Annotated in this window: 14 protein-coding genes; 11 read left to right on the forward strand and 3 right to left on the reverse strand. The window is 66.9% G+C overall.

The window, feature by feature from the left end:
- Positions 1-112 precede the first annotated feature (112 nt).
- Both E5P2_RS00315 and E5P2_RS00320 read right to left on the reverse strand, forming a co-directional pair.
- Positions 113-1,660: a 3,4-dehydroadipyl-CoA semialdehyde dehydrogenase gene (locus tag E5P2_RS00315; protein ID WP_162565194.1), complete on the reverse strand. Its 1,548-nt coding sequence runs from the start codon at positions 1,658-1,660 to the stop codon at positions 113-115.
- Positions 1,657-2,127 (reverse strand): DUF4863 family protein, encoded by a 471-nt coding sequence (locus E5P2_RS00320; RefSeq protein WP_162565195.1) that lies wholly within the window; start codon positions 2,125-2,127, stop codon positions 1,657-1,659. Before E5P2_RS00320 ends, E5P2_RS00315 begins: the two co-directional genes overlap by 4 nt.
- A gap of 164 nt (positions 2,128-2,291) precedes the next feature.
- Here E5P2_RS00320 and E5P2_RS00325 point away from each other — a divergent pair, with 164 nt between their 5' ends.
- From E5P2_RS00325 to E5P2_RS00370, 10 genes are all read left to right on the forward strand, one after another.
- Positions 2,292-3,227: a helix-turn-helix transcriptional regulator gene (locus E5P2_RS00325; protein ID WP_162565196.1), complete on the forward strand. Its 936-nt coding sequence runs from the start codon at positions 2,292-2,294 to the stop codon at positions 3,225-3,227.
- 135 nt (positions 3,228-3,362) lie between these two features.
- A complete protein-coding gene (boxC, locus tag E5P2_RS00330; protein ID WP_162565197.1) occupies positions 3,363-5,039 on the forward strand; it encodes a 2,3-epoxybenzoyl-CoA dihydrolase in 1,677 nt (558 codons plus the stop codon).
- A 32-nt stretch (positions 5,040-5,071) separates the two neighbouring features.
- Positions 5,072-6,499: a benzoyl-CoA 2,3-epoxidase subunit BoxB gene (boxB, locus tag E5P2_RS00335; protein ID WP_162565198.1), complete on the forward strand. Its 1,428-nt coding sequence runs from the start codon at positions 5,072-5,074 to the stop codon at positions 6,497-6,499.
- A gap of 117 nt (positions 6,500-6,616) precedes the next feature.
- The gene (boxA, locus tag E5P2_RS00340; RefSeq protein ID WP_162565199.1) at positions 6,617-7,897 is read left to right on the forward strand and encodes a benzoyl-CoA 2,3-epoxidase subunit BoxA; all 1,281 of its coding nucleotides are present in this window, start codon (positions 6,617-6,619) and stop codon (positions 7,895-7,897) included.
- A 10-nt stretch (positions 7,898-7,907) separates the two neighbouring features.
- Positions 7,908-8,369 carry a MaoC family dehydratase gene (locus tag E5P2_RS00345; RefSeq protein WP_162565200.1) on the forward strand — a complete coding sequence of 154 codons (462 nt, stop codon included), beginning with the start codon at positions 7,908-7,910 and terminating at the stop codon, positions 8,367-8,369.
- Positions 8,370-8,518: 149 nt separating this feature from the next.
- Positions 8,519-9,892, forward strand: a complete 1,374-nt coding sequence (locus tag E5P2_RS00350; protein WP_162565201.1) for an LLM class flavin-dependent oxidoreductase — start codon at positions 8,519-8,521, stop codon at positions 9,890-9,892.
- Positions 9,889-10,419 carry a flavin reductase family protein gene (locus E5P2_RS00355; RefSeq protein WP_162565202.1) on the forward strand — a complete coding sequence of 177 codons (531 nt, stop codon included), beginning with the start codon at positions 9,889-9,891 and terminating at the stop codon, positions 10,417-10,419. Before E5P2_RS00350 ends, E5P2_RS00355 begins: the two co-directional genes overlap by 4 nt.
- A gap of 28 nt (positions 10,420-10,447) precedes the next feature.
- The gene (locus E5P2_RS00360) at positions 10,448-10,645 is read left to right on the forward strand and encodes a DUF3311 domain-containing protein (protein ID WP_162565203.1); all 198 of its coding nucleotides are present in this window, start codon (positions 10,448-10,450) and stop codon (positions 10,643-10,645) included.
- Positions 10,642-12,135: a sodium:solute symporter family protein gene (locus E5P2_RS00365; RefSeq protein WP_162565204.1), complete on the forward strand. Its 1,494-nt coding sequence runs from the start codon at positions 10,642-10,644 to the stop codon at positions 12,133-12,135. Before E5P2_RS00360 ends, E5P2_RS00365 begins: the two co-directional genes overlap by 4 nt.
- Before the next feature lie 11 nt (positions 12,136-12,146).
- Positions 12,147-13,079, forward strand: coding sequence for a LysR family transcriptional regulator (locus E5P2_RS00370; RefSeq protein WP_162565205.1), 933 nt, complete (start codon positions 12,147-12,149; stop codon positions 13,077-13,079).
- A 29-nt stretch (positions 13,080-13,108) separates the two neighbouring features.
- Here E5P2_RS00370 and E5P2_RS00375 read toward each other — a convergent pair whose 3' ends face one another.
- Complete coding sequence (locus E5P2_RS00375; RefSeq protein WP_162565206.1) at positions 13,109-13,663, reverse strand: MarR family winged helix-turn-helix transcriptional regulator; 555 nt, start codon at positions 13,661-13,663, stop codon at positions 13,109-13,111.
- A gap of 141 nt (positions 13,664-13,804) precedes the next feature.
- Here E5P2_RS00375 and E5P2_RS00380 point away from each other — a divergent pair, with 141 nt between their 5' ends.
- Positions 13,805-14,794 (forward strand): Bug family tripartite tricarboxylate transporter substrate binding protein, encoded by a 990-nt coding sequence (locus E5P2_RS00380; protein WP_162565207.1) that lies wholly within the window; start codon positions 13,805-13,807, stop codon positions 14,792-14,794.
- Positions 14,795-14,798: the final 4 nt, after the last annotated feature.

Consider the following 14,798-nt stretch of genomic DNA (forward strand, 5'->3'; position numbering starts at 1 on the left):
GATCTAGCTCCGTAGTTTCAGGAACACCGCGGAACCGGCTTGGCCGGGCCGCGGGTGTTGCCCCCTGCAAAGGGGGTTGGCGTAGCGACACGAAGTGCGCGAAGCCTGGGGGTCATTTCAGTTCGGCGAGCACGCCGGGGCTGGCCTGGACGGCGCTGCGCCGGTGATAGAAATCCAATGCCCGCAAGCCGCCCAGTTCGGCGCCGCCGCCCGCGCGGCCCGGGCCGCCGTGGTTGGACATCGGCATCACGTTGCCGTGGCCGGTCTGTGCTTGCGCGACCTCGGGCGTGATCACGTGCACGCGGCCATGGCTGGCCGCGAGCTGCACGGCAGCCGCGCCGAGCGCCGCATCGTCCGCGCCATAAAGTGAAGTCACGAGCGAACCCTGCCCGCGGTGCGCGATCGCGATCGCATGGTCGACGTCGCGATAGGCCAGCAGCGTCGCGACCGGACCGAACACCTCGATGTCGTGCACGCGCCCTGCCGCATCGGCATCGCGCGCACCGAGCAGCACCGGCCCGATGCAGGCGGCGATGGCTGGGTCGGCATCGACCAGCGCCTTGCCGCTGCCGTCGTGCAGCAGCTCGGCCTGCGCCTTCAACACGTCGAGCCCCTCGCGCACCGCATTCAGCTGCGCGCGGCTCACCAGCGACCCCATGCGCACGCCTTCGTTGCGCGGATTGCCGACCGTGATGCCGGCGAGCTTGGCGCCGATCGCTTCGGCCGCCGCGTCGTAGACCGCGGCCGGCACCAGGATGCGTCGGATCGCGGTGCACTTCTGGCCCGCCTTGACGGTCATCTCGCGCACCACTTCGCGCACCAGCAGGTTGAAGGCCTCGGAACCCAACGCCGCATCGGGCAGCAGCAGCGCAGAGTTGAGGCTGTCGGCCTCGATGTTGACGCGCACCGAGCGCTCTGCCACCGCGGGATGCGAGCGGATCACCGCACCCGTCTCGGCCGAGCCGGTGAACGAGACCACGTCGAAGCTTTGGAGCTGATCCATCAGCCCGTTCGAGCTGCCGCAGATCACCGACAGCGCGCCGGCCGGCAGCACGCCGGCCTCGACCACGTCGCGCACCATGCGCTGCGTGAGCCAGGCGGTCGAGGTCGCGGGCTTGACGATCACCGGCACGCCCGACAGCAGCGCGGGCGCCGCCTTTTCCCAAAGTCCCCACGACGGAAAGTTGAAGGCATTGATGAACAGGGCCACGCCGCGCGTCGGCACCTGCAGGTGCTGCGACATGAACACCGGCTCCTTGCCGAGCTTGACCGCATCGCCGTCGCGCAGCACGCGCACGTCGCCGAGCGCGTCGCCCCATTTCGCGTACTGGCCGAGCGTGAAGATCGCGCCGTCGATGTCGACCGCCGAATCGTTCTTCACCGTGCCCGAGTTGGCCGTGGCGATCTCGTAATAGGCGTCGCGATTGGTTTGCAGCACCTTGACGATGCCGGCGAGCAGGCCGGCGCGCTGCTTGTACGTCATCGCGCGCAATGCGCCGCCGCCGGTCTCGCGCGCGAAGCGGAAGGCTTCGGGCAGATCGAGCCCGGTCGCATCGACGCGTGCCAGTTCGGTGCCCAGCACCGGATCGAAGAGCGCGGTGCCCGCGCCGCTGCCGGCCTGCCAGCGGCCGGCGACGTGATTGGAAAGGAGTTCGGTCATGGCGTCTTCGTGAATTGGATCTGGCCTTCGGGCAGCAGATAGAGAACCAGCGCGCGCCCTTGCGCGACGGTGGGGCGATGAGAGGTGCCGGCCGCGTACACGCACCAGCCCGCGGGCCGGCCGTCGAAAGTCGCATCGCCTTCGAGCGGCATGATCAGGTCGATCTCGCCATTCGGATGCGTGTGGTGCGGCCCCGCGATGTCCTGCATGTCGACCACGTCGACCGAGAAGCGGTGCAGCGCATCCTCCGCCTTGAACACGCGGCCGTAGCGGATGCCGCCGCCTTCGCGATCGCAGAGCCAGCCTTCGGCCACGCCCTCGATGCAGGCCTGCTTCAGGCTGTCGAAGGTGGCGCTGCCGGCGCCATGGGTGCTGTTGAGCCAGCGGTCGAGCGCCTCGTCGAGCGGCCGGCCGGCGATCTGTGCCGTCAGGTCGGCGAGGCGCTGATGGAAGGCTTGCTTGGACATGGGCTTTTCTTCGTGGGATGGACGGTTGAACTTGCGGCAATCGACTTCGTGCAGTATCTTGCCTGTGCCCGAACAATAAGCATCGACACAAAAGGTGTCAAGCAATATAGTGCATGTTTGGGGTTTACCCTGCATGACGAACCGATGGAGAGCGAGCCAGTGTCATGAATCAGAGAGCCGACGACGCGGTGTTGACCGCGCCCGCCGAAGCGGTCCCGGCGACCGAGGAAGCCAACAAGAACCCGCTGCTGGTGGCGCTGGGCGAGCGCGTGCGCAACCTGCGCGCGCGGCGCGGGCTCACGCGCAAGGCCGTCGCGCAGGCGGCCAATGTGTCGGAGCGCCATCTCGCCAACCTCGAGTACGGCATCGGCAACGCATCGATCCTGGTGCTGCAGCAGGTGGCCGGCGCGCTGCAGTGCTCGCTGGCCGAGCTGGTCGGCGACGTGACCACGATCTCGCCCGAATGGCTGCTGATCCGCGAGCTGCTCGAGAACCGCGACGAAGCCGATCTGCGCCGCGCCCGCCTGGCGCTCGGCGAGCTGCTCGGCACCGCCGGCGCCGACCCGGCGCGCAGCCGCCGCATCGCGCTCGTCGGCCTGCGCGGCGCCGGCAAGTCCACGCTCGGCCAGATGCTGGCGGACGATCTCGAAGTGCCTTTCGTCGAACTCAGCCGCGAGATCGAGAAGCTGGCCGGCTGCAGCGTGCGCGAGATCCACGACCTCTACGGCACCAACGCCTACCGCCGCTACGAACGCCGCGCCCTCGAGGAAGCGGTGCAGATCTACAGCGAGGTGGTGATCGCCACGCCCGGCGGCATCGTGTCCGACCCGGCCACCTTCAACCAGCTGCTCGCGCACTGCACCACCGTCTGGCTGCAGGCCGCGCCCGAGGAACACATGGGCCGCGTTGCCGCGCAGGGCGACACCCGACCGATGGCCGCCAGCAAGGAAGCGATGGACGACCTGCGCCGCATCCTGAGCGGCCGCGCCGCCTTCTATTCCAAGGCCGACCTCAGCGTCGACACCAGCGGCCGCGACCTCGCGCAGAGCTTCCAGGTCCTGCGCGACACCGTGCGAGAAGCCATGCGCCGAGGTGGCTGAACCCGGGCCGGCCCTCGACATGTAAAAAAGTCGCGAGCGGGTTGACGTGAACCAGAACATGCAGCATGATGCATGTTCTGGTTCACGCCTAATGCACTATTGTTCGTAATGCCCGCAGCCCAGGAGACCCGCCCCATGACCGAAACCACCGCCGCCACTCCCGCCCTTCGCGTCGACTACCGCACCGACCCGGCCCAGTACCGCCACTGGAAGCTCAGCGTCGAGGGCGCGGTCGCCCGCCTCTCGCTCGACATTGCCGAGGACGGCGGCATCCGTCCCGGCTACAAGCTCAAGCTCAACAGCTACGACCTCGGCGTGGACATCGAGCTCTGCGACGCGCTCAACCGCGTGCGCTTCGAACACCCCGAAGTGCGCTCGGTCATCGTCACCAGCGCCAAGGACCGCATCTTCTGCTCGGGCGCCAACATCTTCATGCTCGGCGTCTCCAGCCACGCCTGGAAGGTGAACTTCTGCAAGTTCACCAACGAGACCCGCAACGGCATCGAAGACTCGTCGAAGCACTCGGGCCTCAAGTTCATCGCCGCGGTCAACGGCGCCTGCGCCGGCGGCGGCTACGAGCTCGCGCTGGCCTGCGACGAGATCGTGCTGGTCGACGACCGCTCGTCCTCCGTCTCGCTGCCCGAAGTGCCGCTGCTCGGCGTGCTGCCCGGCACCGGCGGCCTGACCCGCGTCACCGACAAGCGCCATGTGCGGCATGACCTCGCCGACATCTTCTGCACCAGCGTCGAAGGCGTGCGCGGCCAGCGCGCAGTCGAATGGCGCCTGGTCGATGCGATCGCCAAGCCTGCGCAGTTCGGCGCCGCCGTGCAGGAGCGCGCCGCCAAGCTCGGCGAAAGCAGCCATCGCCCGGCCGACGGCAAGGGCGTGAGCCTCACGCGCCTCGAACGCGAGGACGGCCCCGACAGCCTGCGCTACGAACACGTCACGGTCGAGATCGACCGCGCGCGCCGCACCGCCACCTTCACCGTCAAGGCACCGAAGGGCGCGCAGCCCGCCGACATCGCCGCCATCGAAGCCGCGGGCGCCGCCTGGTGGCCGCTCGCCATGGTGCGCCAGCTCGACGACGCCATCCTCAACATGCGCACCAACGAGCTCGACATCGGCACCTGGCTGCTCAAGACCGAAGGCGATGCGCAAGCCGTGCTCGACAGCGACAAGACCCTGCTCGCCCACAAGGACCACTGGCTGGTGCGCGAAACCATCGGCGCGCTGCGCCGCACGCTCGCGCGCCTGGACGTCTCCTCGCGCAGCCTGTTCGCGCTGATCGATTCGGGCTCGTGCTTCGCCGGCACGCTGGCCGAGATCGCCTTCGCCGCCGACCGCGCCTACATGCTCGCGCTGCCCGACGATGCGGCGCGCGCACCGAAGATCACGCTCGACGAATTCAACTTCGGCTTCTTCCCGATGGTCAACGACCAGAGCCGCCTGCAGCGCCGCTTCTACGAAGAGAGCGCGCCGATGGAAGCCGCGCGCGCCGCGGCCGGCCGCGCACTCGATGCCGACGAGGCGCTCAAGCTCGGCCTCGTCACCATGTCGCCCGACGACATCGACTGGGACGACGAGATCCGCATCGCGATCGAAGAGCGCGCCGCCATGTCGCCCGATGCGCTCACCGGCCTCGAAGCCAACCTGCGCTTCGCGAGCCGGGAGAACATGGCGACGCGCATCTTCGGCCGCCTCACCGCATGGCAGAACTGGATCTTCAACCGCCCCAACGCCGTCGGCGAAAAGGGCGCATTGAAGGTCTATGGCACCGGCGAAAAAGCCGGCTTCGATTTGAACCGCGTCTGAACAACCCCGCCCGAACCACCCAAGGAACAACGATGAGCACGATCAACTACAGCGAGAAGATCCCCAACAACGTCAACCTCGGAGAAGACCGCACGCTGCAGCGCGCGCTCGAAGGCTGGCAGCCCAACTTCATCAACTGGTGGGACGACGTCGGTCCCGACGGCTCGACCAACTACGAGGTCTACCTGCGCACCGCCGTCAGCGTCGATCCGCAGGGCTGGGCCCAGTTCGGCCACGTGAAGATGCGCGACTACCGCTGGGGCATCTTCCTGAACCCGGGCGATGCCAACCGCGAGATCCACTTCGGCGACCACAAGGGCGAGAAGGCCTGGCAGGACATCCCCGGCGAACACCGCGCCAACCTGCGCCGCATCATCGTCACGCAGGGCGACACCGAGCCGGCCTCGGTCGAGCAGCAGCGCCACCTGGGCCTCACCGCGCCCAGCATGTACGACCTGCGCAACCTGTTCCAGATCAACGTCGAGGAAGGCCGCCATCTCTGGGCCATGGTCTACCTGCTGCACAAGCACTTCGGCCGCGACGGCCGCGAGGAAGCCGAGGCGCTGCTGCAGCGCACTTCGGGCGACCAGAACAACCCGCGCATCCTCGGCGCCTTCAACGAGAAGACGCCCGACTGGCTGGCCTTCTTCATGTTCACCTACTTCACCGACCGCGACGGCAAGTTCCAGCTGTCGGCGCTGGCCGAAAGCGCCTTCGATCCGCTCGCGCGCACCACCAAGTTCATGCTGACCGAAGAGGCGCACCACATGTTCGTCGGCGAGAGCGGCGTATCGCGCGTGCTCGCGCGCACCGCGGCCGTGATGAACGAGCTGAAGACCGACGACCCGCAGAAGGTGCGCGCTGCCGGCGCCATCGACCTCGGCACCATCCAGCGCTACCTGAACTTCCACTACAGCGTCACCATCGACCTCTTCGGCGCCGACCAGTCGAGCAATGCCGCCACCTTCTACAGCTCGGGCCTCAAGGGCCGCTACGAGGAAGGCAAGCGCACCGACGACCACGTGCTCAAGGGCCAGACCTACAAGGTGCTCGAAGTCGTCAACGGCCAGCTCGTCGAGAAGGACGTGCCGATGCTCAATGCGCTCAACGAAGTGCTGCGCGACGACTTCATCAAGGACTCGGTGGCCGGCATCGGCCGCTGGAACAAGGTGCTCGAGAAGGCCGGCATCCCGACGCGCCTGGTCGTGCCGCACAAGGCGTTCAATCGCCAGATCGGCGCGCTGGCCGGCATCAAGATGTCGCCCGAAGGCCGTGTGGTGAACGAGACCGAATGGGCCGCCAAGAAGGACGAGTGGCTGCCGACGCCCGAAGACTTCGCTTTCGTGGCATCGTTGATGGGCCGCGTGGTCGATCCGGGCAAGTTCGCGGGCTGGATCGCGCCGCCGGTGATGGGCATCAACCGCCAGCCGGTGGATTTCGAATACGTCCGCTTCGGCTGATTGAACTCCCTCTCCCCTCGGGGAGAGGGCAGGGGTGAGGGGGCGGCGCACCCACGATCGACGGCGTGCCCCTCACCCTGACCCTCTCCCCGCGGGGAGAGGGAAAGGAGATAAAACATGGACATGGCCACCCTCGAACTCAGCGTCATCAAGCAGCACCTGATCGACCCCGAGATCTGCATCCGCTGCAACACCTGCGAGGCCACCTGCCCCGTCAACGCGATCACGCACGACGACCGCAACTACGTCGTGCGCGCCGATGTGTGCAACGGCTGCATGGCCTGCATCTCGCCGTGCCCGACGGGCTCGATCGACAACTGGCGCACCATGCCATTGGTGCGCGCCTACTCGATCGAAGAGCAGCTCAGCTGGGACGAACTGCCCGCCGAACTCACGCCCGAGCAACTCGAAGCCGAAGGCGTTGCCGCGCCCGGTGATGCCGTGAACCCGGCGCCTGCCGCGCCGCCGCAGCCGGCCGTGGAGCCGGGCCAGGTCGTCTTCAACTCCTCGCAGTACGGCGCCACCACGCCACCCTGGTCGGCCGCACACGCGTACACCAACCTGCATCCGCCGAAGAAGCCCACCACCGCCACCGTGGTCGGCAACTTCAACTGCACCGAGGCCGGCTTCGAGAACCAGACGCACCACATCGTGCTCGACTTCGGCAGCATGCCCTTCCCCGTGCTCGAAGGCCAGTCGATCGGCATCATCCCGCCCGGCACCGATGCCAACGGCAAGGCGCACTTCGCGCGCCAGTACTCCATCGCCAGCCCGCGCAACGGCGAGCGGCCGGGCTACAACAACATCTCGCTCACGGTGAAGCGCGTCACCGAGGATCATCAAGGCAAGCCCGTGCGCGGCGTTGCCAGCAACTACGTGTGCGACCTCAAGGTCGGCGACAAGGTGCAGGTGGTCGGGCCCTTCGGCGCGTCCTTCCTGATGCCCAATCATCCCAAGTCGCACATCGTGATGATCTGCACCGGCACCGGCAGCGCGCCCATGCGCGCGATGACCGAATGGCGCCGGCGCCTGCGCAAGAGCGGCAAGTTCGAAAGCGGCAAGCTGCTGCTCTTCTTCGGCGCGCGCACGCAGCAGGAGCTGCCGTACTTCGGTCCGCTGCAGACGCTGCCCAAGGATTTCATCGACATCAACTTCGCCTTCTCGCGTACGCCCGGCCAGCCCAAGCGCTACGTGCAGGACGTGATGCGCGAACGCGCGGCCGACCTCGCCGCGCTGCTGAAGGACGGCCAGAGCCACTTCTACGTGTGCGGCCTGAAGAGCATGGAAGAAGGCGTGGTGCTCGCGCTGCGCGATGTGGCCGTCGAAGCGGGTCTCGACTGGGACACGGTCGGCGAGGCGCTGAAGCGCGAAGGCCGCATGCACCTCGAAACCTATTGAGCCGCAGTCCGTGAAGTTCGCCGAGTTCCACGTGGGCCAGGTCATCGAGGCCGGACCCTATCTCGTGACCGAGGCCGAGGTGCTGCAGTTCGCGAAGGCCTACGACCCGCAGTGGTTCCATACCGATCCCGACGCGGCGTCCGGCAGCCCCTTCGGCGGCTTGATCGCGAGCGGATGGCATACGGCATCGATCGCGATGCGGCTCCTGACCGATGCGGCATTGGTCGGCTCCGAGTCCTTCGCTTCGCCGGGGCTCGCGTACCTCAAGTGGCCGAACCCCGTGCGGCCCGGCGATGCGCTGCGGCTCGCAGCCGAAGTGGTCGAAGTCCGAAGGTCGGAGAAGCGCCCGACCCTCGGCATCCTGCGCTGGCAATGGCGCCTGTTCAACCAGCGCAAGTCGATGGTGCTGGACCTCGAAGCGACCAGCCTGTTCCGGCTCGGTCCCACCGAACCCGGCGCGGCCACCGCCTAGTCTCAGCCCCTGCGTGCCCGCCACGGGTGCGCTGCGCGAGCGTTGCGATTTCTGCATCGCAGCGTGCGAAAACCAATGCTTGTCCGCGGCCCGGCCCGCGCGGAATATCGCGTCCTCGTTCACGCCTTCCGCCACACACCGCCGCTGCCATGAAAGCCTCCACCTCGAAACCTCGCCTCGCGCTCGGCCTGCTGATCCACCCGACCGGCAACCACGTCGCCTCCTGGCTCCATCCTTCCGCGCAGGTCGACGCGGGCTCCAACTTCGCGCACTACGCGCAGCTCGCCAAGACCGCCGAGGCCGGCTGCTTCGACTTCATGTTCCTCGCCGATGCGCTCGCGGTGCGCGGCGGCCACATGGAAGCGCTCTCGCGCTGGCCGCAGTACATGGCCTACTTCGAGCCGACCACGCTGCTGTCGGCGCTGGCCGCGCTCACGCGCAACCTCGGGCTGGTCGCGACCGCGACGACCAGCTACAACGAGCCCTTCAACATCGCGCGCCGCTTCGCCTCGCTCGACCACATCAGCCACGGCCGTGCGGGCTGGAACGTCGTCACCTCGTCCAACCCGGACGAGGCGCTCAACTTCGGCCGGCCCGAACACTTCAAGCATGGCGACCGCTATGCGCGCGCTCGCGAGTTCGTCGAGGTCGTCAAGAAGCTCTGGGATTCGTGGGAGGACGATGCCTTCATCCGCGACCGCGCATCGGGCCGCTACTTCGAGCCGTCGAAGCTCCACGTCGCCCACCATGCGCAGGAGCACTTCAATGTCCGCGGCCCGCTCAACATCTCGCGCGCGCCGCAGGGCTATCCGGTGATCGCGCAGGCCGGCGCCTCCGAGGACGGCCGCGAGCTCGCGGCGCACAGCGCCGAGATCGTCTTCACGCCCCTGCACTCGCTCGACAAGGCCAAGGCCTTCTACCAGGACGTGAAGCGCCGCATGGACAAATACCGGCGTGCCGAAGACCAGATGAAGATCACCCCCGGCCTCAACGTGATCGTCGGCGCGACCCGCGACGAAGCGGTGCGCAAGCAGAAGCATCTCGAATCGCTGGTCCATCCGGCCGTCGGGCTGGAGCTGCTGTCCAATGCGCTCGGCGGCATCGATCTGGCCGGCTGCGATATCGACCGGCCGCTGCCCCTGTCGCTGATCCCCGAGGACACCAACACCAGCAAGGGCACGCTCGCGCACACGATCGAGATGTCGCAGAAGGAAGGCACGACGGTGCGCCAGCTCTATCTCGAGTACGCGGGCGCGCGCGGCCAGCGAACCCTGCTCGGCACGCCGCAGAGCATCGTCGACGACATGGAGGAATGGTTCCATTCGAAGGGCGTCGACGGCTTCCTGATCCAGCCTTCGGTCGCGCCCGCCGACCTGGTCGATTTCGTCGATCTCGTCGTGCCCGAACTGCAGCGGCGCGATCTGCTGCGCACTTTCTACGAAGGCGGCACGCTCAGAGACAACCTCCAGCTGGCCCGGCCGGACAATCGCCATGCGGCCTCGACCACAGGAGAACGGTCATGACCTCACCCACGCTTGAACGCAAGGCGCCCTCTGCGCAGACCGCCGAATTGCCGGCCCGCTTCAAGGCCGCGATGCGCGGCGTGGCCGGCACGGTGACCATCGTCACCGCGACGCAGGGCGAACGCTTCGTCGGCATGGCGGCGACGGCCTTCAGCGCCGTGTCGATGGACCCGCCCTCGCTGCTGGTCTGCGTCAACACCGACGCATCGATCCATGCCGCGATCGTGAAGACGCGAAGCTTCTGCGTGAACATCCTGCACCGTTCCAACGAGCCGGTCTGCCACTTCTTCGGCGGCAAGTTCACGCAGGAGGAACGCTTCGCGGCGACCGAATGGAAGGCCACCGAGCGCGGCCTGCCCTATCTCGCCTCGTCGCAGGCCACGCTCGAATGCGAGCTGTCGGACAGCATCGACCATGGCAGCCATTCGATCTTCGTCGGCAACGTGCTGGCGGCGCGCCTGGGCGATGCGATCAATCCGCTGCTTTATCTCGACGGCCGCTACGAATCCATTGCGGCGCGCGGCTGAAGAACCCATTCGAATCAAGGAGACATCCATGAAAGCAATCTACGGGCTGGCAGTGATTCCCTTCATCGGGTTCCTGTCCGGCGGCGCGATCCTCTCGAAGGTCGACCCGCTGTTTCTCGGGCTTCCCTTTTTGATGGTCTGGAACATCGCCTGGATGTTCATCTCGTCCGGCATCCTGGCCGTGATCTACTGGTTCGACTCGCACGCAGAGGACGCTCAACAATGAACGCCGCATTGATCGTCATCGCCATCTTCTTCGCCTGCGCGCTCGCCGCCGGCCTCGTCGCCCGGCGCGGCATCACGATGAACCTCAAGGAGTGGGCGGTGGCGGGCCGCGGCTTCGGCACCGTCATCACCTTCGTGCTGATCGCCGGCGAAGTGTTCTCGACCTATTCCTTCCTCGGCGCGACCGGCTGGGCCTACGGACGCGGCGCGCCCACCTTCTACTACCTGGCCTGCGCATCGCTGGCCTTCGTCATCGGCTACTGGAGCCTGCCGCGGCTGTGGGCCTACGCGCAGGAGCGCGGGCTCATTTCCTTCTCGGACTACTTCGAATCCAAGTACCGCAGCAAGCCGCTCGGCGTGATCGTCTGCGTCATCGCGCTGCTGGCCATGATTCCGCTGCTGGTCATCCAGCTGCGCGGACTCGGCATCATCGTCGCCGAGACCTCGTACGGCGCCATCAGCGAGAACGCGGCGATCTGGATCGGCCTGTCGATCATGGTCGTCTACATCGTCGTCTCGGGCATTCGCGGCGCGGCGACCGTGGCGGTGATCAAGGACATCTCGATCTTCGCGCTCGCGCTCTTTCTCGGCATCTACCTGCCGCTGCATTACTTCGGCAGCTACGCGCACATGTTCAGCGCGATCTCGACGGCCAGGCCCCATCACTTCCAGCTGCCGGACAAGGGACTCAACCTCAGCTGGTACAACTCCACCGTCATCCTGATCTCGCTCGGCTTCTACCTCTACCCCTACCAGTTCACCAGCATCTACGCCGCGCGCAGCCTCAATGCCGTGCGCAAGAATGCGGTGATCCTGCCGCTCTACCAGACGCTCATCACCTGCATGTACATGGTCGGCTTCGCGGCGATCCTCGTCGTGCCGGGGCTCGAGGGTGCGTCGGTGGACCTCGCGCTCTTTCGCATCAGCAAGCTGTCCTTCGATCCGTGGTTCGTCGGCGTGATCGGCGGCGTCGGGCTGCTGACCGCGGTGGTGCCCGGCGCGATGATCCTGCTCAACGCGTCGACCATGGTCGGCAAGAACATCTACAAGGAATACTTCAACCCCTCGGCGCCCGACACGCGCGTCGAGCGCGTCGCCAAGATCACCGTGCCGCTCTATGCGCTGGTCGCGGTCATCGCTCTGTTCAAGTCCGGCATCGAGATGGTGCCGCTCGCGCTGCTCGCGTCCAATCTGCTGAACCAGCTCTTCCCGTCCTTCATCGTCGGCCTGTTCCGTCGCGACGCCATCAACGGCCGGGCGCCGATCGCGGGCATCGCCGCCGGCATGATGCTCATTGCCTACGTGATGCTGGGGTACGATGGCAGCGTGGCCCGGGCCTTGCCCTTTGCGCCGGACTTCATCCAGTCATGCAACCTCGGACTGCTGGCATTGCTGCTCAACCTCGCGGTGTTTCTCGCGGCGATGAAGCTCTGGCCTGAAGGCAGCAGCCAGGCCGCCGACGAATCCTTCTCGATGCCGCGCAACGCATAGACGATCCACCGATGAAGGGACGCATTAGCTCGCTCTCGATGCTGTACCTGGCCGAGGTGGCCGATGCGGGTTCCATCCGCCTGGCCGCCGAGCGCCTCTTCATCTCGCCCTCGGCGCTCAACCGCAAGATCCTGCTGCTCGAAGAGCAATTGGGCACCGCCATCTTCAAGCGCGCGGCCCGCGGCGTCACCCTCACCGGCGCGGGCGAGATCATGCTCGCCGCCGCCCGGCAGACCGAGCGCAACCTCGCCACCGCCATCTCGCAGGTCGAGGCGCTGCGCGGCCTCAAGCGCGGCCACGTCAACTTCGGCACGCTCACCGGCTTCGCGGAGAAGGCCGTGCCCGAACTGCTGGCGGCCTGGCGCGTATCGCACCCCGAGGTCACTTTCAACTTCTACGCCGGCAACTCGCGCGACATCGTGCAGCAGGTGCTCGAAGGCCGACTCGACCTCGGCCTGTGCTGGGACCCGCCGAGCTCCACGCCCGTGCGCCGCGTGGCCTCGGCCGACATCCCGATCGGCGTTGCGATGCAGCCCGACCATCCGCTGGCTTCGCGCAAGAAGGTGCGGCTGCGCGAGTGCCTGGAATACGCGGTCGTCTTCCCCTCGCGCGGCATGGAGTTCCGCACCGTGCTGGACCGCATCAACATCGGCATCGAAAGCCGGGTGACGCCGGCGATCGAGGTGAATGCCATCGCGGCGCTCAGGCAGCTCGCGCTCATCGGCAACGACCTCGTGCTGATCACCGCCAATTCGGTGATCGACGAGATCGAGGCCGGCACCATCGTGCTTCGGCCGCTGGAGGATCCGGGCTGCGACCTGCTCAAGCTCAGCCTGTTCACCAAGGACTCCGACAGCCTGCCGGCCGTGGCGGACGTGGTGATCGCGGGCCTGGAGCGGGAGCTGGAGACGGTCAGGGCGCGGATGGCGGCGATCGCGGTGTGAGTTGAATCGCTCGCGCTGCCGGCTTGTCGTCAGCCTTCGCCATCCTCGCCATCCGGCGCACCCACATCCAGACAGCGCCGGTGAATGCGCTTGAGCGCGGTGAACATCACGCGCCGTTCTTCAGGCGTCAGCAGATTGATCATCGATGCCTGCGCCTGCCGCGCGACCGGGATGACCTGCGCATGCAGCGCTTCGCCGGCCGGCGTGATCGTGCAGACCAGCCGCTTTCTCGGCGCCGGGCCTTCGGCCTCGAGCGCGACGAGGCCGCGCTGTTCGAGCAGCCGCAAGGTGCGGCTCACCAGCGCCTTGTCCGAAGTTGATTGCACGACCAGCTTCGAGAACGGGATCGCATGCGCATGGGCCAGCAGCGCCAGGATGCGCCACTCCGGCACGGTGAGCCCGAAGCGCCGCGCGTAGGGCAGCGTCGTCACGCGCCGCAGCGCATTCACCGTCTGGCTCATCACGGTGGTGATGAAGTTGTCGACGGTGAGGTCGTCGCCCGCGTCGTTGAGCCGGGACCACGGATCGATGGCGCCCGGCGATGGCGAAGGATGGGAGCGTTCGCCTGAAATGTTGTCCTTCATCTGTTTGTCAATCCGTTGTTTCACTTGGTTGATCAGTCAACAACTTCATTCTAAGATCGTCTGGCGTTCCAAATATGGTTAAGCGTTTCATATATAAAACATCACCGTTGTCCGATCTCAGACCATCGAAGAAAGCACATGATGAAAGCCAATCGTCGTCAATTGTTCCTCGCCCTGGGTGTTCTGCTCGGCGGCGCCTGGGGAAGCGGGGCGCATGCCGAAGCGCCGGCCTATCCGGCCAAACCGATCACGGTCGTGGTCGGCTATCCGGCCGGCGGCGACACCGACGCCATGGCGCGCCTGTTCGCCGAGAAGCTGCAACTGCGGCTCGGCCAGCCCGTGATCGTCGACAACCGTCCCGGTGCCGGCGGCACCATCGGCAACACCTACGTGAGCCGCGCCGCGCCCGACGGCTACACGCTGCTCTTCACGCCCAACCCTTTCACCACCGCACCGCTGGTGATGAAGCTCGCGCCCTCGGTGTCGTATGACGTGTTGAACGGCTTCACGCCTGTCATCCACTCCGCCAACCAGGCGGTCCTGCTGGTCGCCAGCCCCACCGCCGGCATCAAGAGCGTGGCCGACTTGGTGGCGCAGGCCAAGGCCGGCAAGGCGTTGTCGTACGGAACACCCGGCGCGGGTTCGCCGATGCACATCGCCGGCGAGTGGCTGAACCGCGACGCCGGCATCCAGGTGCAGCATGTGCCTTATCGCGGCGTCGCGCCCTCGGTCAACGATGTCATCGCGGGCCATATCCCGCTGGCCTACGTCACGCTCGGCCCGGTCGCGCAGTACGTGTCCACCGGCAAGCTCTACGCGCTCGCCATCTCCGACGGCAAGCGCTCGCCGCTGTTGCCGAATGTCCCCACGCTCGCCGAATTGGGCTACAAGGACATCGATGCCGGCGCGTGGAACGGCTTCTTCGCGCCACGCAACACGCCGGCCTCGGTCGTCAACCTGCTGAACGCGAACCTCAACGAGATCCTCAGGATGCCCGACGTCATCGCCAAGATGGGGACCTACGGCGCCGCGCCGGTCGGCGGTCCGCCGGCCGCGCTGGCCAAGGTCAACGCCGCGGACTACGAGCGCCTTGGCAAGGTCATCAAGGACCTGAGCATCCAGGCCGAGTGAGCGC

It is taken from the genome of Variovorax sp. SRS16, assembly GCF_901827165.1.
GTDB lineage: Bacteria > Pseudomonadota > Gammaproteobacteria > Burkholderiales > Burkholderiaceae_C > Variovorax.